Annotated in this window: 20 protein-coding genes; 10 read left to right on the top strand and 10 right to left on the bottom strand. The window is 55.0% G+C overall.

Annotation, left to right across the window (positions count from 1 at the left end; translation table 11 throughout):
* Positions 1-422 precede the first annotated feature (422 nt).
* The 5 genes from A8C75_RS08240 to A8C75_RS08225 all read left to right on the top strand — a co-directional run bounded on the left by A8C75_RS08240 (position 423) and on the right by A8C75_RS08225 (position 8,924).
* The gene (locus tag A8C75_RS08240; protein WP_157890241.1) at positions 423-2,615 is read left to right on the top strand and encodes a right-handed parallel beta-helix repeat-containing protein; all 2,193 of its coding nucleotides are present in this window, start codon (positions 423-425) and stop codon (positions 2,613-2,615) included.
* A 56-nt stretch (positions 2,616-2,671) separates the two neighbouring features.
* Positions 2,672-3,745: a hypothetical protein gene (locus A8C75_RS08235; RefSeq protein WP_067380593.1), complete on the top strand. Its 1,074-nt coding sequence runs from the start codon at positions 2,672-2,674 to the stop codon at positions 3,743-3,745.
* Positions 3,746-4,288: 543 nt separating this feature from the next.
* Positions 4,289-5,833 carry an asparagine synthetase B family protein gene (locus A8C75_RS23585; RefSeq protein WP_157890240.1) on the top strand — a complete coding sequence of 515 codons (1,545 nt, stop codon included), beginning with the start codon at positions 4,289-4,291 and terminating at the stop codon, positions 5,831-5,833.
* Between the two features lie 737 nt (positions 5,834-6,570).
* Positions 6,571-7,509, top strand: a complete 939-nt coding sequence (locus tag A8C75_RS08230) for a glycosyltransferase family 2 protein (protein WP_067380589.1) — start codon at positions 6,571-6,573, stop codon at positions 7,507-7,509.
* A complete protein-coding gene (locus tag A8C75_RS08225; protein WP_067380586.1) occupies positions 7,506-8,924 on the top strand; it encodes a DUF2264 domain-containing protein in 1,419 nt (472 codons plus the stop codon). The genes A8C75_RS08230 and A8C75_RS08225 overlap by 4 nt, the downstream gene beginning before the upstream one ends.
* Positions 8,925-9,007: 83 nt before the next feature.
* Here the strand turns inward: A8C75_RS08225 and A8C75_RS08220 are convergent, their stop codons facing one another.
* Complete coding sequence (locus A8C75_RS08220) at positions 9,008-9,625, bottom strand: LysE family translocator (RefSeq protein WP_227820009.1); 618 nt, start codon at positions 9,623-9,625, stop codon at positions 9,008-9,010.
* A 270-nt stretch (positions 9,626-9,895) separates the two neighbouring features.
* Here A8C75_RS08220 and A8C75_RS08215 point away from each other — a divergent pair, with 270 nt between their 5' ends.
* Entirely contained in the window at positions 9,896-10,120 is a 225-nt protein-coding gene (locus A8C75_RS08215) for a hypothetical protein (protein ID WP_067380580.1), read from the top strand.
* A 310-nt stretch (positions 10,121-10,430) separates the two neighbouring features.
* Here A8C75_RS08215 and A8C75_RS08210 read toward each other — a convergent pair whose 3' ends face one another.
* Together A8C75_RS08210 and A8C75_RS08205 are read right to left on the bottom strand one after the other, a co-directional pair.
* Positions 10,431-11,720, bottom strand: coding sequence for a M18 family aminopeptidase (locus A8C75_RS08210; RefSeq protein WP_067380577.1), 1,290 nt, complete (start codon positions 11,718-11,720; stop codon positions 10,431-10,433).
* Positions 11,721-11,749: 29 nt separating this feature from the next.
* Complete coding sequence (locus A8C75_RS08205; RefSeq protein ID WP_067380574.1) at positions 11,750-12,268, bottom strand: FKBP-type peptidyl-prolyl cis-trans isomerase; 519 nt, start codon at positions 12,266-12,268, stop codon at positions 11,750-11,752.
* 151 nt (positions 12,269-12,419) lie between these two features.
* On the opposite strand from A8C75_RS08205, the gene A8C75_RS08200 reads away from it, so the two are divergent.
* Positions 12,420-14,504 carry a carboxy terminal-processing peptidase gene (locus A8C75_RS08200; RefSeq protein ID WP_067380571.1) on the top strand — a complete coding sequence of 695 codons (2,085 nt, stop codon included), beginning with the start codon at positions 12,420-12,422 and terminating at the stop codon, positions 14,502-14,504.
* A 9-nt stretch (positions 14,505-14,513) separates the two neighbouring features.
* The gene (locus A8C75_RS08195) at positions 14,514-15,263 is read left to right on the top strand and encodes a hypothetical protein (protein ID WP_067380568.1); all 750 of its coding nucleotides are present in this window, start codon (positions 14,514-14,516) and stop codon (positions 15,261-15,263) included.
* A 10-nt stretch (positions 15,264-15,273) separates the two neighbouring features.
* On the opposite strand, the gene A8C75_RS08190 is transcribed toward A8C75_RS08195, so the two are convergent.
* Entirely contained in the window at positions 15,274-15,591 is a 318-nt protein-coding gene (locus tag A8C75_RS08190) for a hypothetical protein (RefSeq protein ID WP_067380565.1), read from the bottom strand.
* A gap of 251 nt (positions 15,592-15,842) precedes the next feature.
* Between A8C75_RS08190 and rpsA the strand changes: the two genes are divergently transcribed.
* Positions 15,843-17,522 carry a 30S ribosomal protein S1 gene (gene rpsA / locus A8C75_RS08185; RefSeq protein ID WP_067380562.1) on the top strand — a complete coding sequence of 560 codons (1,680 nt, stop codon included), beginning with the start codon at positions 15,843-15,845 and terminating at the stop codon, positions 17,520-17,522.
* A 253-nt stretch (positions 17,523-17,775) separates the two neighbouring features.
* Here the strand turns inward: rpsA and A8C75_RS08180 are convergent, their stop codons facing one another.
* Genes A8C75_RS08180 through dnaX form a run of 6 tightly spaced genes read right to left on the bottom strand, consistent with a single transcriptional unit; the run spans position 17,776 to position 22,836 of the window.
* Positions 17,776-18,213, bottom strand: coding sequence for a YcgN family cysteine cluster protein (locus tag A8C75_RS08180; RefSeq protein ID WP_067380559.1), 438 nt, complete (start codon positions 18,211-18,213; stop codon positions 17,776-17,778).
* A complete protein-coding gene (locus tag A8C75_RS08175) occupies positions 18,214-18,501 on the bottom strand; it encodes a YcgL domain-containing protein (RefSeq protein ID WP_067380555.1) in 288 nt (95 codons plus the stop codon).
* A 29-nt stretch (positions 18,502-18,530) separates the two neighbouring features.
* Positions 18,531-19,709 carry a ribonuclease D gene (gene rnd / locus A8C75_RS08170; RefSeq protein WP_067380552.1) on the bottom strand — a complete coding sequence of 393 codons (1,179 nt, stop codon included), beginning with the start codon at positions 19,707-19,709 and terminating at the stop codon, positions 18,531-18,533.
* A gap of 7 nt (positions 19,710-19,716) precedes the next feature.
* A complete protein-coding gene (gene recR / locus A8C75_RS08165; RefSeq protein ID WP_067380549.1) occupies positions 19,717-20,316 on the bottom strand; it encodes a recombination mediator RecR in 600 nt (199 codons plus the stop codon).
* 5 nt (positions 20,317-20,321) lie between these two features.
* Complete coding sequence (locus tag A8C75_RS08160; RefSeq protein ID WP_067380546.1) at positions 20,322-20,645, bottom strand: YbaB/EbfC family nucleoid-associated protein; 324 nt, start codon at positions 20,643-20,645, stop codon at positions 20,322-20,324.
* 19 nt (positions 20,646-20,664) lie between these two features.
* Positions 20,665-22,836 (bottom strand): DNA polymerase III subunit gamma/tau, encoded by a 2,172-nt coding sequence (dnaX, locus tag A8C75_RS08155; protein WP_067380543.1) that lies wholly within the window; start codon positions 22,834-22,836, stop codon positions 20,665-20,667.
* A gap of 206 nt (positions 22,837-23,042) precedes the next feature.
* Here dnaX and A8C75_RS08150 point away from each other — a divergent pair, with 206 nt between their 5' ends.
* Positions 23,043-23,507, top strand: coding sequence for a MarR family winged helix-turn-helix transcriptional regulator (locus tag A8C75_RS08150; RefSeq protein WP_067380540.1), 465 nt, complete (start codon positions 23,043-23,045; stop codon positions 23,505-23,507).
* Positions 23,508-23,509: the final 2 nt, after the last annotated feature.

Below are 23,509 nucleotides of genomic sequence, written 5' to 3'. Positions count from 1 at the left end.
TAGCATCGACAGGCTTCAATCACGATAGCAGAAGCTGTAGCGCTGCCTCTGGTTGAACACAGCCGGCAGGCACCAACAAAGCTGGCGTATGCTAGGCCAGCGTCCGGCATGGGTTTGGCCTGCGGGCTTGACGTTATTGCATGCTCAATCCATGGATATATATCCAGAACCTGGATTATAGGACGGCTAGGCCGTCTGCGCTGAGCGCCATAGCGCCGGGCAACATCTCTAACCGTCGACGGCCTGACCGCCAAGGGTCACCGTTTTGTGCACCCGATGGCCATCACCAGTGCAGGCGAACGCCTGATCGCATCCGCGCGCCATAGTAGCCAACGACTCAAGCCACCGGAGTGGCTAGCCTGATTAGCGACTAGACTCTGTTATGCCCCCCAGCAGAATGAATCATCTGGACTCAAACAGCCATGAGAACCACATTACTCGGCGCTAGCTTGATCATCTTTGTACTAGTCGCCATGAACCTGACTGGCAGTGTTGATTTACCTGGCCAAACAACACAGACCACCCAGGCCGGCGACGCCCAAACTGGCAGAAACCTGGCCGACTGCATGACGGCCCTGAAGGACCTGGAGGGTGGTTGGTGTGAACTCCGAGTAAGCCCGGATAATCCCGGTATCGCCAATGTCTGGCCCGCCAAGCAGCCCCGTATTCAACACTCACTGGGCCCCAAGGCCGTACTCACCGCCTGGAGCAGCGCCGCCTGGGATAGCGACAATAAAGCGTTTTATTTTATGGGTGGCGGCGGCAGGGATTACGGGGGTAATGAGGTCTACCGTTTTTCATTAACCGACGGTAGCTGGAAAAGACTCACCAACCCCAGCCCTCTGGATCATTGGACCACCGTCAAAACACGCCATTTCTGGATCCCGGATATTCGCTCTGTACCGCCGGCGTCTTACATTCACGATGGGCTCCTGTTCAATAACACCACCGGTACTATCATATTGCTAGCCAGCCAGCCGGCGAACGGAGCAATAATCAGGGACGACGACAATGCCAGCCAGAGCACCTTTTTAAAAGACGGGAACGAGCCCCACCAATATGAATTTAATCCCTCGGAATCCGAAGTTCGTAATGGCCTGGCTCCCTTGAGCTGGAGGCGTATTGGTGACTATCCCTGGTCTACGGCGAGGAGTGTTCAGCTACAAGACGGTACTCTGATATTGGGCAACAAGGAACGGTTGTACAAATCCAGCCAAAACAAAGAAGGCCAACTGCAAGACCCGCAACTTTTCCACGACGATCACAAGAGCCGCGGTGGCAATGCCGTCTATGACTCGCACCGGAAATGGATCTGGAGCCTTTACCTCCGCAGCCTGGTTGCGGTCGATAGCTCCGGCAGAACCATGCTGGATATAAATCTGCCTATGAACGCCGGCAGGTCCATAGCATTTGATCAGCATGGCAGTCTTGTCATGTGGGATGGCAATACCCGCATTTTCATGCTCGACCCTGCTGATTCAGCCTCGGTATGGCGCACCATCAACTGGGTTAAGAATGGACCCTACGGAGGCGCGAAAGGAGCAGTCTATGGCAAGTGGATTCATCTGGGTAACAACTATTTTGCCGGTATTTCCAGTTACAGTCACGGCATATGGATATACAAGCATCCGGATAATCCAAAATCCGGGCGCCAGCTCTCGGATATCAATATTCAGAAAATGGTCGATCAGGCGGAAGATAACTCAGCGTTAAAATTGCCGGCGGGGCTCTATCCCTATGGGCTTCGCATTGACAAGCCCCTGACATTGGATCTCGAGGGCGTTGAGCTGATGGACGTCTCTGGCGGCAAGGGGCTACTGAACATTACCAGCACAGATGGAAGCCTAGTCAGGATACGTAACTTTGAAGGCAACGCCGAGGCCGGAGCGGCACAAACCGGCAATCTGGCGGGTATCCGCATAACCGGTGTCAATTTTAACGTCAGCCTGGAAAACATCACGATTCGCAAGACCGCCATCGGCGTCATGACCGACAACCGCGGCGGCAGTCTCTCCATACAGGACAGCGTTTTTGAGGATATTGGCTACTACAAGCGCAAAGGCTTAAGCCACATAATTTATGCGGGCGCCATCGATTCCCTTGATATCACTAACTCCCGACTGCAAAGAGCCTTGCATCTGGGCCATCTGCTCAAATCCCGCGCCAAATCCACGACAATTAAAAACAGTCAATTACTGGGTTTGCAAAGTAATCACAGTCGCGTAATTGATCTGTCCTGCGGAGGAAGACTCCTGGTAAGTAATTCTGTCCTGCAAAGCAGCTCACTTACCGATAATCAGGATCTGATTTCCGTCGGTGTCGAAAAACCCCAAAATTGCCGCCAGGGTTTGCAAGATGGAAGTATTGACATAAAGAATAGTGTAATTATCTTTGATCGAGATACACCTGCGGCCAACAAAAATCGCTTGTTCACTTGGCGTACCGGACTCGAGTATCTGTCCCTGAACAACAACACTATTGTCAGCAAAGGCGACAACAACCTGCTGAAACAGGAAATAGGCGATACCGCCATCGAAATAGAACCTCAACATAACACCTTGTTCAAAAGTCGTCAGGCAGCCAGCCTGAATCCAATACCGGATACATCTCCCTAATCCGAGTCATTACCAGAATAATGACAAACGCAGCGTAAATTCAAAAGGCTCACCCGATGAATTCCCATAAATTATTAACATTAATTATCACCAGTTTTCTCATAGGTTGTTTAGTCATCAAAAACGATCTGGCTGCTGCTGACATTATGACTACAACGGGAAAAAAAATAGATTCTGAACTATCAAAACTGGCTCATGCCATGAAGCCGGGCGAGTGGGCTGAACTCAAGGACAAACGCCCTCACAAGCTTATGCGGGTATTTGTCGGCCATCGGGAATCGGGAAAGGAAGTGTGGCATCACATTGCCGGCTGGACTGATGATGGCAAGTGGGACCCTAAAACCCGGCAGTTCCTGTTTATGGGTTTTCGTAAACAGAATAAATTCATTGCCTACTCTGAAGACAGCAATCAATGGCGTGTCCTCCCCGGCCCCTTTGGCTGGAACACCTCAGCCCCGGGCACCTTTAAAGACACCCGCAAAACCGGTTTCGGACACGTGTACGGGCGCAATGCACTGGATGCGGATCACGGTATATTCTATGTATCTTTAGCTGACTACACCTACGCCTATAACTTGCAGGACGGCACTTGGTCCCGTACACCAGGCGGAAGTGACATGAGCATCGAATATTTCCCGGGACTGGGGCTGCTGTCACACGAAACTCGTCCGAACAAGAGCAAAACAGGTTTCCCACTTAACCTCATAAATCCCGATACGAGCACTTGGGAACCCTTTGCCACTCTGCCCTTTTCCGGCTATCACGCGATAGTTCATTACAACCCAAAAATGGATGAAATGCTCTTTATTGCCGGCAACAAAAATCGAAGCGTGATTTCGCTCAAGCGCAATGGCCAACTTACCCGAAAGAAAGATTTGCCCTTTGACATGACAATCCGGTATGGCCAAGTGGTGGTGGATCCCAATACCGGTCTCTATCTAATCTTTAGTCAAGGTTCACTCACTGAATTTAACAGCAAAACCAATCAATACCGATCCGTGAGAGACTATCGTCCACCTTGGGGAAAGTACGAAATGCCGGTACCAGCAGCAATTCCCGAGCTGGGTGTGATCCTGTTTGTGGACGATAAAACTCTGCTGTATAAACACCATACCTCGCACGACCCTTAAGAATTAATCGGGAGCTGTTCAGTACCTGCGTGCCGCATATTCGACTATTTCGTTCGACTATATGTAAAACCCCGCGCCAGGCTGGCGCGTATTATCGGCGAACAATTGAGTTCAAGTATTACCTTGGAGTGACATCCCGCCATCTGACTCCAGCCTGCGCACTTTTCGCCGCAGGCCAGCTAGATATCGACGTAGAGACCCAGCACCTGCTTCAGGCGATGTGCCGCCCAAGCTGTAGAGGCCCAATGTTCGGCCTGTAACAGCTCATCCATACTCCCAAGCGTTCTTTACTAAGACGGACGAGGTACTTCTTCAGTGGCGTATGAACATGCATTCACTGCAAAATATCAACCTGAGAGTATGCACGATAAAATTCATTATACTCACCACGATGAAATACTAGACTGAATTCTTGTCTGGAACAAAAAAGGCGTCTACTCTTTCTATACTTCGTCAAAGTCGCTACCCGATTATTATAGCAAGTCAACTCAGCAACGATTGCACCTCATCTAGGTGGATGCAACTCAGAAGATCAGGGTACATATGCATCAATATAGTATAACTAACCAAGCAGATGACCAGTTTTATCTTCATCTTAAAAAAAAAGGTATCGAAATATATATCAAAGGCCAGACGGAAAAAACTGTTGGCTTTCCCTTAAAATCCAGTTCGGCTCGTAACAACCCTTACGAGGGAATATATGCCACATGGAAATGGGACGGCAAGCAACTTAAAGCCAGTAATGATCGTTACGGAATTAAGCCTCTATTCTATTTCAAGAATGACAACGAAATCATTATTTCGCCATCGATAACGCCAATACTTAGATCAGGGGTACAGCTAAAACCCGATTACCCAGGGCTTTCAGTTTTCTTACGACTAGGCCATTTTATCGGCAATGACACTCCTTTTCGCAACGTAAAATTACTCCCCCCAAACTCAAATCTATGTTGGGAAAATGGTGATCTTAAAATTGAGTCCTTTAAAATCGATAGTTGTTTTCAGAATAAAACCGTCAAAAATTATGACGATGCACTTGAGGGATATAGATACTACTTTTCCGCCGCAATTAGAAAACGCGCTCCATTAAATGAAAAATTCATACTACCTCTAAGTGGTGGTCGTGACTCTCGCCATATACTGTTTGAACTTTATTACCAGGGGTTTCGACCGGAACGATGCGTTACACTTCAGTATCGACCACCAGCAACCAATGAGGACGAACGCATCGCCCGGTTAATTTGCAACCGGCTTCAGATCAACCAAGACATTGTTAATTATCCACATTCATGGTTCGATGCAGTTTTCGACGATTTATTGAAAACAAATTATTGCGGTGGCGGGCATTCCTGGATATTACCGTTACTAGAATATTATGAAAAACGAGGTAACAACACTCTATATGATGGACTGGCGGGCGACGTGCTATCCACTGGCCACACCATAAGCAGAAATAAATCCGAGCGTTTTATTAACAGAGATTACGATAACCTCTCTGTTGAAATCCTGAATGAAGCCTCATATGAAGCATTAAACCGTTCATCTCTTAAATCAGATTTCTATCAAGAACTATCATTCGATTCTGCAGTAGAACATCTAAAAAGCGAACTAGTAAAACATGAAAACTGCGACAACCCGGCCCTTTCCTATACGTTTTGGAATCGCACCAGAAGGGCTATCGCCAGTATTCCCTACTCGATATTATCACCGATACAAAAGGTTCATTGCCCTTTCCTCGACCACGATTTTTTCGATTTCTGTACCGGTATACCCTCTCATATAACCATTGGAAAAGACTTTCATGACGACATTATAAAAAAATCCTACCCTATCCAGGCGGATATCCCCTACGAGAATAAATCGAAAAAAGCCATATACGACAAGGATGCTCGTAGATACTACCGAAAATCCGTTATAGATTTTACAAATTATATTTTTCGGCGAGGCTTTGGTAAATCAACCTTGCTAAAGGAAACATACCTCGCACGTCAAATTATAAAAGATCTTCTTACTAACAGCCGTGAACAACCCTGGTACCTTCGACGAGCAATATACTTATACGAACTGGAGAATCAACTCAAAAAATAGTTAAGCAGTATTCAATGAATTTTGTCGTCAGACAGCCCCATACATAACCCCTTCGACGCCTCTGGTCGGTACTGGCACCGTACGGGTTCCAACACCGACTTCGGTTGCACACTAGTGTACTGCTTCACCCTAATGGGTGCTTATAGAGCCCGCCAGAAGGTCCTCCGCGGTGTTGCATTTCCTTGAAATAGGCCCACTATGCCTTCGGAAATGCGCCGAGCGGCCAACCTCCTGGCGACTCGCTAAAAGCGCCTCTAAGAGCGAAGCAGTACACTAGCACCCAGGCCTGAATGACCTCGAGCGGATCGCTGACTTCTTCCGCAAAGCTCCGAGTTACGGGGTTCCCGCAGCACGAGCAGTGCTCGCTTGGGCAAAGAGTACCCAATGCACACTCGCTGCAGCCAGCCCTTCGATGAACTTGCGGATATCGGCCGGCTCACCGACCAGGTGGACCGGTATCACGCAGGAAGGCCGAACCCCATCAGCGGCTCCGGATGCCGCCGCTATGATGACAATAACGCGGCGACAGTTAACGGCACCACCTAGCTGATACGCTTGGGCATGCACACGTTTATCTTTCAATCAGCTGGTGATATATCTCACTGCCCGATAAGTGACTCTGATGTTCTTTGAGCTTGATCTTGAAGAAGAAGTCAACTGTACTACCTTGAGTCGAGACTGATGGTCCCTGACGAGCAGCTCGAATCCTCATATGTGATTCAGGAAGGGATGACAGGATGCAGAACGACCTCCCCTTGGTTTCGATCATCATTCCCGTGTACAACGGTGAGAAGTACATTGGCGAATGCATTCAGAGCGTCGTTGACCAAAGCTACCCGACCAAGGAGATTATCGTTGTCGATGACGGCAGCAGTGACCATTCCCGGCAGGTAGTGGAAAGCTTCGGTGGCCAGGTCCATTATTTTTACCAACCGAATTCGGGGTCGGCAGTGGCTCGCAATACCGGCATCGAACAGGCCAAAGGGCGTTACATAGCGTTCAATGACGGCGATGATCTGTGGTCCCCTGACCGGCTGCACCAGCAAGTCCGTTTTCTGGAGGAGCATCCGGAGTACGGGGTCGCGACTGGCCGCTTCCAACACGTGGACCAGCACTTCAAACTGAAATCGGCCGTTCCTGTGGACAGTACTTCTGCGCCGGTGATCGACGAGGCGATGTCCGGATGGGTTTACCATACCCTGTTCGAGTGTTCCTGGTACCACATCATTGCCGCCCTCGTTCGCGTTGAGGTGCTCGAAAAGGTCCGATTCAACCCCGACTTCAGGCGCGGGCAGGATTACGACTTCTGGCTGCAACTGGCGCACCACACCCGTATCGCCCAACTGGAGAGTAACTACGCCTATTACCGCAAGAACGAGGAAAGCATCTCTCACAAGCCCCACCTGCGTAATTACCGGGCCGAAATTATGGAGCACAACCTGTGTACCCACGGAGCGAGCAGCCGTGATGGCCGCTCCATCAGTCAGGGCAAACTCAACCGGCTGTTTTACAATGTCTGGTTCGAATACGGCTATGAACTTTTCCTGGCCGGGTGGTATCGCAGGGCTCTGAAAGCCTTCAATATCGCCCGGCGAAAGGCCCCCTTGAGCTTCAGTAGCTACAAGTTCATTGTCCGCTGCCTGGTGAAACTGCACCAGGATCGCTCACCGGCATGATCCACAGGCGCGACCTGGGGAAGATCGCCCGCATGCACAAGCAGCTCTGGCATCGAAAGCTGTTCGGCAAATCCCCTTTCCGTGGTCAGGATGATCTGCTGAAAACCCACTTTGCCGGCCCGAGCAGTGATCCCTGCCCAGGTTTCGAAACCCTGATTCATTACTTTTGGGACGCCCACCAGCACTATCTGCACAATACCGGCACCCTGGCTTACTACCCGGGTGCCGGCAGCATCTACGGGGCACGCAACGACGGTATCGAGGGAGTGACGCGGCTGCTGCCGCTCTGGGCGGCCTACCGTAACGCCCCCCTAGCTGACTCAGAGCTGCGAGCGGCAATGGACGTGCAGATTCTTCGCGCGCTGGTCAACGGTACTGATCCGGATCACTCCGGCTATTGGGGAGATATAGGCCACCGCTCCACCCTGATCTGCGAGGCGGGGGATATAGCCCTGGCCGTCTGGCTGATACGGGACAGTCTGTGGCAGCAACTTGCCGATACGCAACGACAACGGGTCCTGGCCTGGCTGAAACAGGTCATCGGCAAACAGACCGCCGACAACAATTGGCACCTGTTCGTAATCCTGGTGGACAAGATCGTCGCAGCACTCGACGCCAGCCACCGTTTTACCAGTGCCAGCCGCTACCGGAGGATCAAATCGTTCTACCGGGGCAACGGCTGCTTTGTCGATGGCGAGGGCGGTATGGTCGACCTGTACAATGCCTGGGCTTTCCACTACAGCCTCTATTGGCTGGACAAGATCGACCCCCAGTTTGATCCGCACTTCATCCACGATTCAGTCCGGCAATACGGGGCCTGGTACCAATACCTCTTTAGCGACCATGGGGTCGTCCTTTTCGGCCGCAGCCTATGTTACCGCATGGCCACCCCAGCCCCACTGCTGATAGCCGCCGAACTCAACCCTCTTGAGTTCCCCTATGGCATGGCACTAACGGCCCTGGACAGTTGCTGGCGTTACTTCATCCAGCGGGGAGGGGTACGTCTGGGGCGACCGACCCAGGGGGTTTTTGACGATGACCTGAGATGGCTGGACCCCTACAGTGGCCCGGCCAGTTCATTCTGGTCCACCCGCTCCCTGGTGATCTTCTATCACCAGTCGCTGTCAATGGATTGGTCCCGGGTCCAGCCTGCGCCACTGCCCGCCCAGGAGCGTCAGGTCGAAATGCAGATCAGTGAAGCCGGACTGCAGCTGGCAACTTATCCCGACAAGAGGTTCAGTCAGGTCATATTCTATGATCACCCCTACAGCAGCAGCGAAATAACCCCCAGGCAGCAGTCCCTGCGGGAAAAGCTCAGACAGTGGGTCTATGGGGTCGCCTGCCGCCCGTCCAATAACCTCCTCGGACAAGGCTTACGGGAGTTTGACTCCCGACTGGATGCCTACCGCCGATAAGCGATCACAGGTGATGCCCCGGCCCGGCGCTCCCATTGTCCAACGCCGGTGAACATTCGCTACGGCCCGCATTCTCGGACGGCCTAGCCAAACGCCAGCCATAGCGCAACGCCGACCATGAGGGACCCTGCTACGCGATTCATCAGACGAATATTTGAGCTGCGCTGCAAAAAGCGACTGAGCGTTTTTCCGCCCGCGGCATACATCAGCAGACAGCAGAACTCGATCAGCAGAATAATGGACAGCAGCACCGCCAGCTGAGGCACCATCCGATATCCGGGGTCGACAAAAGGCGGCAGCAGCGCGATAAAAAACGCCCAACCCTTGGGGTTGGATATGGCTGTCACAAACCCCTGCAGCGCAAGCTCAATTGCCCCTACGTCATGGGTCGCACCCGACGCAGACAGCGCCATTCGCCCCTTCGAGCGCCACATCTGCACGCCTATATAGGCCAGATAGGCACCGCCCCCCAAGCGCAGCAGATCGAACAACGCCGGATACTGCAGCAGGATGGCAGCGACGCCCAGCACCGAAGCACCGGCCACCAAGCCCACACCAATCAACTCACCCAGCATCATCCAAAGGGTGCGGCGCAACCCAATACTCATCCCCATGGTCAGCGCCAGCGTCATGCACATGCCCGGCGTAATAGAGACAAAGAAAAAGGTTGGGATAAAGATCGCGAGCACCGCCAGATTCATAATTCCGTCCATGAAATACCCTCAGCACAAAAATTGAGCACAAAAAGATCCTGAGCAAGCATTACCGCACAATCGACGTAGCTCCGGAAACAACCCGACGTCTGACACAACACGAATTGAATAGAATATTTCACCAATAAGCTGAGAAAGCATCGTTTGCCGCCGAGACCCACTCTGGATAATCTGCACGCCTAAGCAGATGCGCGCCAAAACAGTGCGCACAGACAGATCAGGCACCACCAGGGTGCACACTATATAGAGGACACTACCATGCAGGTTCAATACTACCCGTTCGACTTCTCCACCAGCCAGAACAAGAACCGTCGCGAAAGCGAACAGGAATACTTCATGCGCATGGCCCGTGAATTCGAAGCCGCCCGCGCCCTCAAGAGCCGTGAAGAAACCAAGCAGAAGATCAAGGCCGCCTTCGTTGCCGCACTGAACCTGTTCAAGTTCAAGCGCACCCAGAACCTCGAATCCCTGCTCGGACGATAATCCGATGTCAGCCATCATGCAGCAAAGCCCGAAAACAGAAGTATCGGGGCGCGCTGCATGAAAACGCGATACTTTCGAGCCAGTCGTCTGGACCCCGAACACCTCTGATCTAGAACCTGCTATTTGTGCAGACTCTCATAATCACCCGCACCGCAAGCAAGCCCTCTACACCAACACCTCGCAACACCACACCATTTAAATCCGTCCACCACTCCTAAACCGAACCCTCTCAGTGCCCCATGCGCTATCGCAGAAAGCGGCGATATTGCCAGACATAAAACCAGCCTGACAACACACCAGCATTATTGCATTAGCCACCCAGCGACGTCTGCACATAGAAGCGGCGCAGCACCCGCGACAGATTCCAGGAGTCCCTTGCACCCGCCATTTCCCGAATCGAGTGCATGGCAAACTGGGGCACACCGATATCCAGCGCCCGAACACCAATTTCAGCCGCGGTAATTGGACCAATAGTACTGCCGCAGGCCATGTCGGTACGCACCACAAAGGACTGCACCGGGACCTCTTCCTGTGCCGCCAGATCACGGAATATCGAACTTGTCTCGTTCGTCGTCGCATAACGCTGGTTGGCATTCACCTTGATGACCGGACCCGCATTAAGCAAGGGCCCGTGATTACCATCGTGACGGTCGGCAAAGTTGGGGTGCACACCGTGGGCATTATCCGCAGAAATCAGCATGGAGCGGGCCAGCATCCGTTGCCGCGCCTCAGGCTCTGGCAACAGGCGCTCAAGCACATGAGCCAGCATGGGGCCCTGCGCACCCGCCGCGCTCATGCTGCCGACCTCCTCATGGTCATTGCACACCAGCAAAGCGCCCTGATCGGTGTTACTGCCCAGCAAGGCATCCAGACCGATAAAACAGCTCAGCAGGTTGTCGAGCCGCGCCGACAACAGAAATTCGGACTCAAGCCCCAGCAAGGCCGGCGCCTGGGTATCATAGAGTGACAGGTCATAATCCAGCACCTGATCAATCCCGGATACCCCCTGCGCCTCCAGTTCATGCTTGAGCAGCGCCCTGAAATCCAGCTTCTCGCCCGCCTGCCCCAGTATCACAGGCAGGTAGGTCTGCGCATTAATGGTGCGAGCGGTATGCACCTCCCTGTCCAGATGAATGGCCAGGCTGGGTATCACGGCAACCGGACGCTCAAAATCCAGCAACATCTGCTCCAGGGCTCCGTCAGTCCGACGGTAACTGACCCGTCCTGCAATCGACAGATCGCGGTCAAACCAGGGATTCAGCAGAGCGCCGCCATAGACCTCGACACCCAGCTGCAGGTAACCATTGCGGTGCAACTCAGGCGCAGGCTTCACCTTCAGGCAGGGAGAATCCGTATGCGCTCCTACCATGCGCAGACCCGACTCCTCCAGCCTGCCCGCCTTTGGCATCACCCAGGCAATAATGGATGAGCCATTGCGGGTGGTAAAATAACGCCCACCCGACTCGAAACGCCAGGCATCCCGCTCCTGCAGGCCCACGAAGCCCGCCTGCTCAAGACGCTCAACCATTTGCGCCACCGCATGATAAGGCGTGCGCGAGGCGCCCAGAAAATCCATCAGCTGCTGATTAAATTGCTGCATCCTTCCACCCTTGCTTAATGCGATTACGACTACTGCGACGACTCAACCGCAAGCAGCTCGACCTTGAATACCAACGCCGAATTCGGCGCTATGCTCGGCGTCGGGCTCGACATGCCGTACGCCAGTTCAGACGGCAAATAAAGCATCCACTGCGCACCCTCGCGCATCAGCTGCAACCCCTCGGTCCAGCCCGGTATAACCCGGTTCAGCGGGAAACTTACCGGTTCACCCCTGGCATAGGAGCTGTCAAACACAGTGCCATCGATGAGCATGCCTTCATAATTGACCTGTACCGTACTGCTGGCACCCGGCATGGCACCGGAGCCTGGCACCAGTACGCGATACTGCAAGCCCGAGGGCAAGGTCACAACACCCTCAACCTGAGCGTTGCTCGCCAGAAATGACTGACCGGCACGCTGATTGTCATCATTGCGCGCCTTGTCGACCAACTCTGCGCGAAACGCCGCTTCATCCGAGTCATCGCCACACCCCACCAGCACAGCGCCCATCAGGACCCAAAGCGCCAACCTTACTGCTCTCTTTTGCATCTGAAACTCACCCTGCTAGCGCCGTAAACGCTTGATTTTACATTAGGACACGCGATGACTACACTCTGTTACCTGTACTGGTTGAACTTGCCAGGCAATTAGCCTGTCTGAAGGTTCAACTACCTGGCCTACTGGGACGCACCGAACCGATATGCTCAATCGAACTCTTTTTCTGCTTCCAACCCTCGCGCTGTCATTTCTGCTTCAAAGCGCGAGCGCCAGCACCACCGCCCCCGAAGCACTCGCGCCCGAGCCGATTCATCGGCAAACCACGCTCGATATTCTCGACTCCCTGACGCGGGAACATTACAACAAGGTCACCATAGACGATAGCTTCTCTGGCCAGCTGCTGGGTCAGTACCTCGAAGACCTCGACCCCAGCAAAAGCTATTTTTACGCCAGCGATATTGCCGAATTCAACCCCCTGAGCACCACCCTGGATGACAGCATTCAGGCCGGCGAACTCAAGGATGCCTATGGCATTTTCAACCGCTACCAGCAGCGCATGCATGAACGACTGACCTTCATGATCGCCGAACTGGAAGGCGGCCTGGAAGACGTGCAGTTCGACCTGGATGAAACTCTTGATATAGACCGCACCAGCGCCTCCTGGATCCAGACCCAGGAAGAAATGGACAAGCTGTGGCGCAAACGCCTCAAAAATGCCGCCCTTAGCCTGAAACTGGCGGACAAGAATCTGGCCGACACCACCGAAACCCTGCTCAAGCGTTACCGCTACCAGCTGCACCGCGCCGAGCAGATGAAAAGCGAAGACGTCTTCCAGACCTACATCAATGCCGTATCCAAGGGTTACGACCCGCACACCCAGTATTTCTCGCCGCGCAACTCGGAAAACTTTCAGATCAACATGAGCCTGTCACTGGAAGGCATCGGTGCCGTACTGCAAAGCGATGACGAGTTCACCAAGATCGTCCGTCTGGTGCCGGCGGGACCTGCCGACAAGACCGGTCAGCTGAAAGCCTCCGATACCATCGTGGCCGTGGCCCAGGGCGATGATGGCGACATGGTCGATATCGTCGGCTGGCGCCTGGATGACGTCGTCAGCAAAATTCGCGGCCCGGCCGATACTGTTGTGCGCCTGCAGGTCGACCCCGCCGGCAGCAACGACCGTCAGAAACGCAAGGAAGTGCGCATCGTGCGCAGCAAGGTCAAACTTGAAGAACAGGCCGCCCATAAACGCATCATGGAACTCGACTACCAGGGCCAGAACTATCGCCTGGGCGTGATCGAAATCCCAGCCTTCTATATTGATTTTGCCGCATTGCAAAGCGGCGATCCCAATTACAAAAGCACCACCCGGGATGTCGAGAAGCTCATCAAGGAGCTAACCGAGGAAGGCATTCAGGGGCTGGTAATCGACCTGCGGGATAACGGTGGCGGCTCGCTGCGCGAAGCCAACGAACTGGTCGGGCTCTTTATCAGCCGCGGCCCCACCGTGCAGATTCGCGACCCCAATGGCCGCATCGACATCCTCGGCGATTATGATGCCGATGTAGCCTACAACGGCCCGTTGGCCGTACTGGTGAACCGCCTCAGCGCCTCAGCATCGGAAATTTTCGCCGGCGCCATTCAGGACTATCGCCGCGGCGCGGTTGTCGGCAGCCAGACTTTCGGCAAGGGCACAGTACAGTCGCTGCACGCCCTGCGTCACGGTCAGCTCAAAATGACGCACGCCAAGTTCTACCGCATCTCAGGCGACAGTACCCAGCACAAGGGTGTCGTGCCCGACATAAAGCTGCCCAGCCTGTATAACGAGATGGATATCGGTGAAAGCGCACTCGAAGGCGCCCTCCCCTGGGACCAGGTACGGGAAGTGCGCCATGGCAAGTTTATCGGCGTCGACAACTTCCTGGATGAACTCAACCAACGCCACCTGAAGCGGGCCGAGGCAGATCCGGACTTCATTTTCATGCGCGAACAGGTTGAACACCTGACAGAAGCCGCCAAGGACAAAACCATTCCGCTAAACGAAACCGCGCTGCGCAAGGAACGCGACGAAGCCGAACAGTGGCAGCTCGACGCCCAGAACCGGCGCCGCGCCCTCAAGCAGCAGCCGCCACTGACGGCGCTGGCGGAACTTGAAGATGAACTGAAAAAAGATGAGCAGGGACGCCCCATCAGCTCAGAATCCATAGCACAGCTGGAAGAAACCGGCCGCATCCTGCTGGACATGGTAGATCTGACGTTCCGCTATACGGCCGCCGCCAAGGAATAAGACCCTGTCATGGTCAAACCCAGCCGCCAGATACTGATTCTGACAGGCGCGTCAGTGCTGATCGCAGCACTGGCGACCGGAGGCTATTTCACCTACCGCAAGATCCAGTCACAGCATGCGGCCACACAGCTAGAACTCGAGCAGCTCGGCTATACCAGCACAGGCCAGGCTCCGAGCAGCTCACAGCTCAAGGCACGCATGCAAAGCGCTGCAGCCACACCGGTACAGCAGCTGATCTACAACCTGACGGAAGAAAAGGAAAAGCTGACGCAGGCTAATCAGACCTTGCAGACACAGCTGGACGCTGCGCAGGAACAGGTCAAGTCGCTGCAGGAATACAGGCAACTCAACGAGTATTTCGCACCAAAAAATTTCGACCAGAAAATCATCCAGATCGAAAGCGACCTGAAATCATACCTAAGAAGACTGCCCGACGCAGATCGCTTCTCCGACCTGCAGATAGACATCATGGCGATTGCATCTGCACAGGAATACCGACGCTTTGCGCAACAAAACAGACTAATGCTGGATCAGGCTGAGCATGATCGCATCATTAACGATTATTTGCCGGGCTACGCCTTCTGTACCGGGGATGCCGTCGAGGTTGCCGCCAATAACGCCCTGGAAGAACGCATGCTGGCACAGTATCTGAGGACAAAGGATACGTCCCTGCTTTCGACAGCACTGCGCCAGGATTTTTTAGCGGTCATCAAGCCGTGCCAACTGGCGCTACGCCAGTCACTCGACACTCTACTTTAGACGAGCCGGTTCAGCCTTTCTTCGCCAGACGCGCACGCGCTTCAGCACGCTTAGCTTCTTCACGCTCACGCTTGGCAGCTTCCTTGGCTTCACGCTTGCGCGCAGCTTCGGCTTTCTGCTCTTCCTGAATACGGGCAAGGTCTTCCTGGCGCTGCTGCTCGCGCTCCTGCTTGAGGCGCGCTTTTTCGCGCAACTCTGCGGCAAATTCTTCGGACTTGCGGGAACGCTCGCTGGCAAGTTCTTCAATGCGCTCGCGCTTGCTTTCGGTAATGCTGGCTTCTAGCTCTTGCAACTTTGCGATCTGAGCTTCTATATCGTTTTTTGTCATGTAATCCTGGTAAGCACTCTGCTGGGGTTTGAAACTGAAACCAATTATACCGACAAGAGGCACCCGAACGCTATCTTAACAGGCACATTAGCTGTACAATATGGCTCCCTTATTGCGGCAAATCGGTGTCCCGTCAGCAACGGAGACTGTTGCCGCTTTATGTTTAATTTGACCTATACAGCTGACGGTATAGAAAGCTCGCGCCGCCCTACTTCTAATAACGGGCTGCCGACTTACCATAGGACCTATTCATGAGCGAAAGCTTTGCTGAACTATTTGAAGAATCCCTGCTAAACGTAGATATGACTCCGGGCACCCTCGTTATGGGTGAAGTTGTCGACATCGACAGCGATTGGGTTACCGTTAACGCAGGTCTCAAATCCGAAGCCGTTATCCCGCGCGTACAGTTCCTTAACGATAACAACGAACTTGAAATCAAGATCGGTGACACGGTTAAGGTCGCTCTGGAAGCGGTAGAAGACGGTTTCGGTGAAACCCGCCTGTCCCGTGAAAAAGCCAAACGTGCTGAAGCCTGGGAAGTACTGCAGACCAAATTCGAAGCCGAAGAAACTGTTACCGGTTACATCAGCGGCAAGGTCAAGGGCGGCTTCACTGTCAGCATCAACAACATTCAGGGCTTCCTGCCGGGCTCCCTGGTTGACGTGCGTCCCGTACGCGATGTCGACCACCTGGAAGGCAAGGAACTTGAATTCAAACTGATCAAGCTGGACCCCAAGCGCAACAATATCGTTGTTTCGCGTCGTGCGGTCCTGCAGGAAGCCAACAGCGCTCAACGCGACGAGCTGCTGGCTGCACTGCAAGAAGGCCAGGTTGTCAAGGGTTACGTCAAGAACCTGACCAACTACGGTGCCTTCATTGATCTGGGCGGCGTTGATGGCCTGCTGCACATCACTGACATGGCGTGGAAGCGCATCTCTCACCCGAGCGAAATGCTGAACCCGGGCGACGAGATCTCTGTCAAGATCATCAAGTTCGATCAGGAAACTGGCCGTATCTCGCTGGGTCTGAAACAGCTGAGCGAAGATCCGTGGGAAGCTATCAAGTCCCGCTACCCGTCCGGCAGCAAAGTACCCGCACGCATCACCAACCTGACCGATTACGGCTGCTTTGCCTCGATCGAAGACGGTGTTGAAGGCCTGGTACACGTTTCCGAAATGTCCTGGACCAACAAGAACATCCACCCGTCCAAAGTCGTGCAGATTGGCGACGAAGTCGAAGTGATGATCCTGGACGTGGACGAAGAGCGTCGTCGCATCTCCCTGGGTATCAAGCAGTGCACCGGTAATCCATGGGTTTCCTTCGCTGAGCAGCACGCTGCTGGCGATCGCGCTTCGGGCACCATCAAGACCATCACTGACTTCGGTATCTTCGTAGGTCTGGACAACGATCTCGATGGCCTGGTACACATGTCCGACATCACCTGGGAAGCTGATGCTGAAGCCGCCCTGCGCCAGTTCAAGAAAGGCGAAGAAGTTGAAGCTGTCATCCTGTCCATTGACGCTGAAAAAGAACGCATCTCGCTGGGTATCAAGCAGCTGGAAAGCGATCCGTTCAGCGAATACGTGGCAGCCAATGACAAGGGCACCATTGTCAACGGTATCGTCAAGTCGGTTGAAGCCAAAGCTGCCGTTATCGAGCTGGCTGAAGGCATCGACGCAGTACTGAAAGTATCCGAGCTGAGCGCTGAGCGCATCGACGACGCTACTACCGTACTGAAAGTCGGTGACAAGGTTGAAGCCAAGATCACCAACGTTGACCGTCGCAACCGCGCCATCAACCTTTCTATCCGCGCCAAAGACCAGGCTGAAGAAAAAGCAGCCATCAGTCACGTGCGCAACCAGGAAGTTGAAGTCGCTGGTCCGACCACCATCGGTGAGCTGATCAAACAGCAGATGCTGAAAAACAACTAAGCGATACTCTATCGCTTGGCAAAAAAGGAGCGCTTCGGCGCTCCTTTTTTATACCCACCAAAACCCAACTCACCCCATTCCGACACCAGCCGCAGACTTCAGCCACACAATCCAGATATCCATCCCGAACATCAGCCACAAGCCCTGTTCCTGCACATCCATGCGCCCACAGGATAAGTACATCCCTGCACAAAAAAGAGCGCCGTAGCGCCCCTTTCCGTTAACAAGTTACCGCCAGACAATTCGATAACGTCTATTCAATAACGTAGTCGACGAAGTCATCTTCACTGATCTGGTTATCCTTAACCTCATACCAGCTCAACACAGACGCATCAGCCTCAGCCACGGATTCGGCCCGACCACTGATCAGCGGATGCCAGTCCGGCAGATCCTTGCCTTCGTGAACCAGTCGGTAGGCACAGGTTCTGGGCAGCCAGTGGAACTCTTTCACATCTTCAGGGCGCAACTTGACGCAGGACGGCACCAGCGAACAACGCTTTTCATACTGAGTGCAGCGCCGCGTTTCCAGATCAAGCAGATGACAGACGACCGAGGTGTAAAACACCTCATGGGTATCCTCATCCTCAATCTTGTGCAGACAGCAGAGCGCGCAACCATCACAGAGCGACTCCCACTCATTGGACGTCATCTCTTCGAGTGACTTAGCACGCCAGAATACTTCCTGAGCCACCTAACGCACTCCGGTTTCTGGACGATCCGGATACAGATCGAGCATATAATCTTCCCTGGGCGGCGGCATCTGCAGGTAGTAACCATTTTCCGTAATGCCCGCCAGCATCTTCTCGACATCGATACGCGCCAGCTTGCGCCCGGGCTTGACCGGCATATCCATCAGATGCACCGGCGTGCCAAACATCGTGATCAGCGCCTCGGGCACTCGCGTAAGCAGCTCACGCTTTTCAACGTAGAGGTACATCTCGTCCTTGCGCGAACTTTTGTAAATACTGCAAATTTTCATATCAACTCTCATCTCTGTTCAAACGGGCGCTATTGCTCAAATCGACGCAACTGCACCAGCAGGTCGTCGCCTATCACTTCCTGGCGCCATCCCTGCAGCCCCGGCGGTAGCGCATAATCTGCACTCTCATCACTGCCGGTACGTATCAACGCCTCAATATCACGCCGGCGTAACAACAACTCCGGCGCCATATCCAGCGCTTCAGCACGCTCACGCCCCATCAGCTTCAAACGCTTGAGACGCGTATTCCAGATCACAGGCAGCGGCCTTGGGATCGGATCAACCGATTGCGCCTGGGGCGCAGCGGCGGCATTGCGCAAAAAATCCAGCATGGTCTCGCCATCTTCGCGCAAAATCCGCCGTTTCAGCTCAGGCACGCGGGACAGCTCGAGCGTGGTGCGCGGCCAGCGGGTAATAATGTCGAGCAATGTCTGATTGCGCAGCACCCGATTACGGGGCACATTGCGCAAGCGACACTGTTGCTCACGCCAGGCCGTCAAATCACGCAAGGCCGCCACCTTGTAGGGCGGCAGCGCCGCCATCTGGCTAAAGCGCAGATAGTACTGAATGCCGGTGACATCGGCATCAGGCGCATTGGCCAGCAACGCCAGCATTTCTTCCTGCAACCAGGACGTCATGCCCCTCTGCTCAAGCTCCGCCATCTGCAGACGACAGATCGCCGGCAGATAGGCCACATCCAGCGCCGCATACTGCTCCTGGCGCTGCGTCAGGGGACGCTGCAGCCAGTCCGATGTCGTTTCGCCCTTGCCGACCTGTACGCCGAGTACATTCTCCAGCATACGCTGCAGACCGACAGTAAAGCCCCAGCCGACAAAGCCGCCGGCCACCTGGGTATCAAACAGCGGACTGGGTAACACGCCAAACAGATGCTGGAACAACTCCAGATCTTCGGTGCTGGCATGCAGCACCTTGAGCACTGAAGGCTCGACAAAGAGCGCCAGCAAGGGCGCGAAGTCCGTGATAGACAGCGGGTCAATCAGGTAGCAGGCATGGTCGTCGGCCAGCTGAATAAGCCCGGCAATCGGATAAAAGGTATCCACCCGCTGAAACTCGGTATCCAGCGCAACCATGGGCAGCGTAAGCCAGTACTCGCACAGCTGCGCCAGTGCCTCATCGGTACCGACCCACACCGGCTCCTGCGCAGCACGTTCAAGCTGCTGCCAGTCATATCCATTTTCGTGCGCCATGCCTACCTCAATTCAGGGAACGTCGACCCGCCAGCGCGTGCGCCAGAGTACCACCATCGATAAACTCAAGTTCGCCACCCACAGGCACACCGTGGGCAATACGACTCACCCGAACACCCAGCTCGCGCACCTGCTCGGCGATATAGTGTGCCGTCGCTTCACCTTCCACCGTGGGATTGGTCGCCAGTATGACTTCGCGCACCTCACCGCCACGCAGCCGCTCGACGAGCGCATCGATACCCAGATCGTCGGGACCGACGCCATCAATAGGCGACAGATGCCCCTTGAGGACAAAATAATAGCCCCCGAACCCTCCCGTTTGCTCGATGGCCAGCATATCGACCGGCGACTCCAGCACACAGAGCACCGAGCGATCGCGACTGCTCGACGTACAGATGCCACAGGGAGACACTTCCGACAGGGTACGGCAGGACGCGCACTCACCAACCCGTTCCACCGCTTCGTGCAGCGACGCGGCCAGCTCCAGCGCCGCCGGACGGTCATGCTCAAGCAGATACAGTGCCATGCGCTGCGCCGACTTGGGACCCACACCCGGCAGGCAACGCAAGGATTTGATCAACTGCTGTATCAGAGGACTGAAAGACATCGTTATCAGAACGGCATATTAAAGCCCGGCGGCAACTGCATGCCGGCGGTGACTTTAGACATTTTATCCTTGGTATTGGTCTCAACCTTGCGTACGGCATCGTTGACGGCCGCCGCGATCAGGTCTTCCAGGATCTCTTTCTCTTCTTGCATCAGGCTGTCATCAATGGCAATCGACTTAACGTCGTGACGACCATTCATGACGATCTTGACCAGACCTGCGCCGGATTCACCGGTCACTTCTGCGCGCGCCACTTCTTCCTGCACGCGCTGCATGTCTTCCTGCATTTTCTGCGCCTGCTTCATCAGGCCACCCATGTTCTTCATCATCGTATTTATCCTCAGCCAATCAATTCGGTTCGAGCGGTACTACGGTATCTATATCAATATGAGCATCAAACTGCTGCAGAATATCCTGCACCAGCGGATCCTGCTCAATCGCCGCAACAGCCCGGGCCTGGCGCAGCTCACGCTGACGCTGGGCAAACTGATGCGGCGTTTCGCGGCCCTGGGCCGCACATTCGAATTCTACCTCAAGCGGCTGTGCAAAATAATCACGCAGCGCCTTGGTGATACGTTCGCGCTGGATCTCATTCAGCAGCGCCTGCTGTTGTGCCGTGTAGTGAAACCGCAGGTTTTGCCCCTGCACCGACTCCAGCGACAGATTCACCGCCAGACTCTCGGTCATCCCTCCCAAGCCAAGACCGGTGCAGAGCGCAACCCAGTCATCGGCCTGCAATGAATCCAGTGCCAGCGGCCTGGCCTGCACCGGAGCGATCTGAGTTGGCCGCGACACCGGTACTGACGACGAAGGCGACTGAGGCTGAACAGGCGACCCCGCCGCAGCGGACCGCGACGCCTGCAAGGAGGCGGGCTCAGATCGCCCAGTGTCAGCCCCTGATACAGTGCCAGCCCCTGACGCAGTCACGGGCGCGGCAGCTCCCTGAGGCGCCGACTGCGGCCGGGCGACAGCAGCGGACTCAGACTTTTTTGGCGGCGCTACTCCCATGAACGCCAGATCCGCATCACCCTGATCGTATCCGCCCGGTATATCCGACTCGTCGTACTCAGGCGACCCATCTGGCCTGGCACTCGCTGACACGGCAGACACCCGCTGCGATGCACTCTCAGACACAGGAGCGGGCGCAGGTGCGGCCACAGGAGCGGCAGCAGCGGTCATTACGGGCTCGGGCGCAAGCGCTGGCGCTGCAACCGGCGCCACAGCGAGAGCCTGCTCAGCACGCGATACAACAGCCTCACGGGCTGCATTGCGGACAGGTTGCGCGGCCTGCACATTGGCAACCCGCGCATTGGTAACCTGAGCATCCGTGTCAGCCACAGGCGGTGACGCGCTAGCGCTGGCTCCTGTATTGACACTGGCATTTGAACTGGCATTCGCAGCGGCGCTGGAAACAGGCGCGGGTCCCGCAGGCGCATCCGCAGGGCGAAAAGCCAGCATGCGCAACAGCACCATTTCCAGGCCTTCCCGGGCGTCCGGCACATAGGGCAGATCCCGTCGGCCCAGCAAGGCAATCTGGTAATACAGCTGTACATCTTCAGCGGTCAGGGCGCGGGACAGCGCCAATATCTGTTCGCGATCTCCCAGACTGTTATCCGCCGCATCGGGCAGCACCTGGGCAATGGCAACACGGTGCAACAGGCTGATCATGTCCCCGAGCACGCTGGCATAATCGGGCGAGAACTGCGCCAGATCCGCCACCGCCGCCAGCAACGCCTTCGCATCCCGGGCCGACAGGCATTCCAGCAGCCGACTTACCAGCATCTGATCGATGCTGCCAAGCATGGTCTGAACATCGAGCGTGGTAATAGTGCCGGCACCAAAGGCAATAGCCTGATCGGTCAGGCTCATGCCATCACGCATGGAGCCGTCGGCGGAGCGCGCCAGCAGCCAGAGCGCAGCCTCCTCGAACGGGATATTTTCCTCCCCCAGCACGAATCGCAGGTGCTCGACGATACGCTCGGGAATCATATTCTTGAGATTGAATTGCAGGCAGCGCGACAGGATGGTGACCGGCAACTTTTGCGGATCCGTCGTGGCCAGCAGGAATTTCACATGGGGCGGCGGCTCTTCCAGCGTTTTCAGCAAGGCATTGAAAGAGTGAGTCGACAGCATGTGCACCTCATCGATGAGGTACACCTTGTAGCGCCCGTGGGTCGGCGCGTACTGCACGTTTTCAAGCAGCTCGCGGGTATCCTCCACCTTGGTACGGGAGGCCGCATCGACTTCGATCAGATCAACGAAACGCCCTTCGGCAATCTCGCGACAGGCGCTGCACTGGCCGCATGGATCCGACGATACGCCGACCTCGCAGTTGAGTGACTTGGCAAACAGGCGCGCAATGGACGTCTTGCCCACGCCCCGCGTGCCGGTGAAAAGATAGGCATGGTGCAGCCGATCATCGTCCAGCGCATTGACCAGCGCCTTCAGTACGTGTTCCTGACCCACCATTTCCTGAAAACGCTTCGGACGCCATTTACGCGCCAGCACCTGATAGCTCATTGCTGCCCTGATTACGACTGAATATAACAGGCGCCTATGCTACCGGCTGAGTTGCCCTCGCGCCAGCACAACGACGGCCTTTAACCCGACCACGCAACGCTGCCAGACAGTCATCGGCGCCACTCCGCGACAGGGACCCGGCCTAGCCTTGCATATCTATAGTCGACTCATATAATAAGCATTGCTTACTATATAGAGTGCTTACCATGAATCACGACGCCAACCCGGGCTTCCTGTTCGCCGATATCGGCCGCCTGATGCGCCAGCGCTTCCAGCAGCAACTTGACCACAGCGAGCTGACCTACGCCCAGGCCCGGGCACTGATCTACATCAGTCGCTATCCGGGATCACGCCAGGTCGAGCTGGCCGAGCTGATGGAGATTCAGCCCATTACCCTGGCCCGGCTCATCGATCTGCTGCAGCAACAGCAGCTGGTAGAACGACGCGCCGACCCCAGGGACAGACGCGCCTACCGACTGCACACCACCGCTGCCGCACAAAACCCACTGCAGCAAATCCGCCAGATCGGCGCCGGTATTTACGAGCAGATGATGGACGGCCTGGATGCCCGTCAGCGTGATGAACTGGCGTCATCCCTAGTACAGATACGCAGCAACCTGTCCGGCAGCCAGACGCCCGCCAGCACTCACCCAGAGCCCCAGCCAATCTAGGA

The sequence above is a fragment of the Marinobacterium aestuarii genome, assembly GCF_001651805.1.
Taxonomy (GTDB): domain Bacteria; phylum Pseudomonadota; class Gammaproteobacteria; order Pseudomonadales; family Balneatricaceae; genus Marinobacterium_A; species Marinobacterium_A aestuarii.
This window is presented reverse-complemented; position numbering and strand designations above follow the sequence as displayed.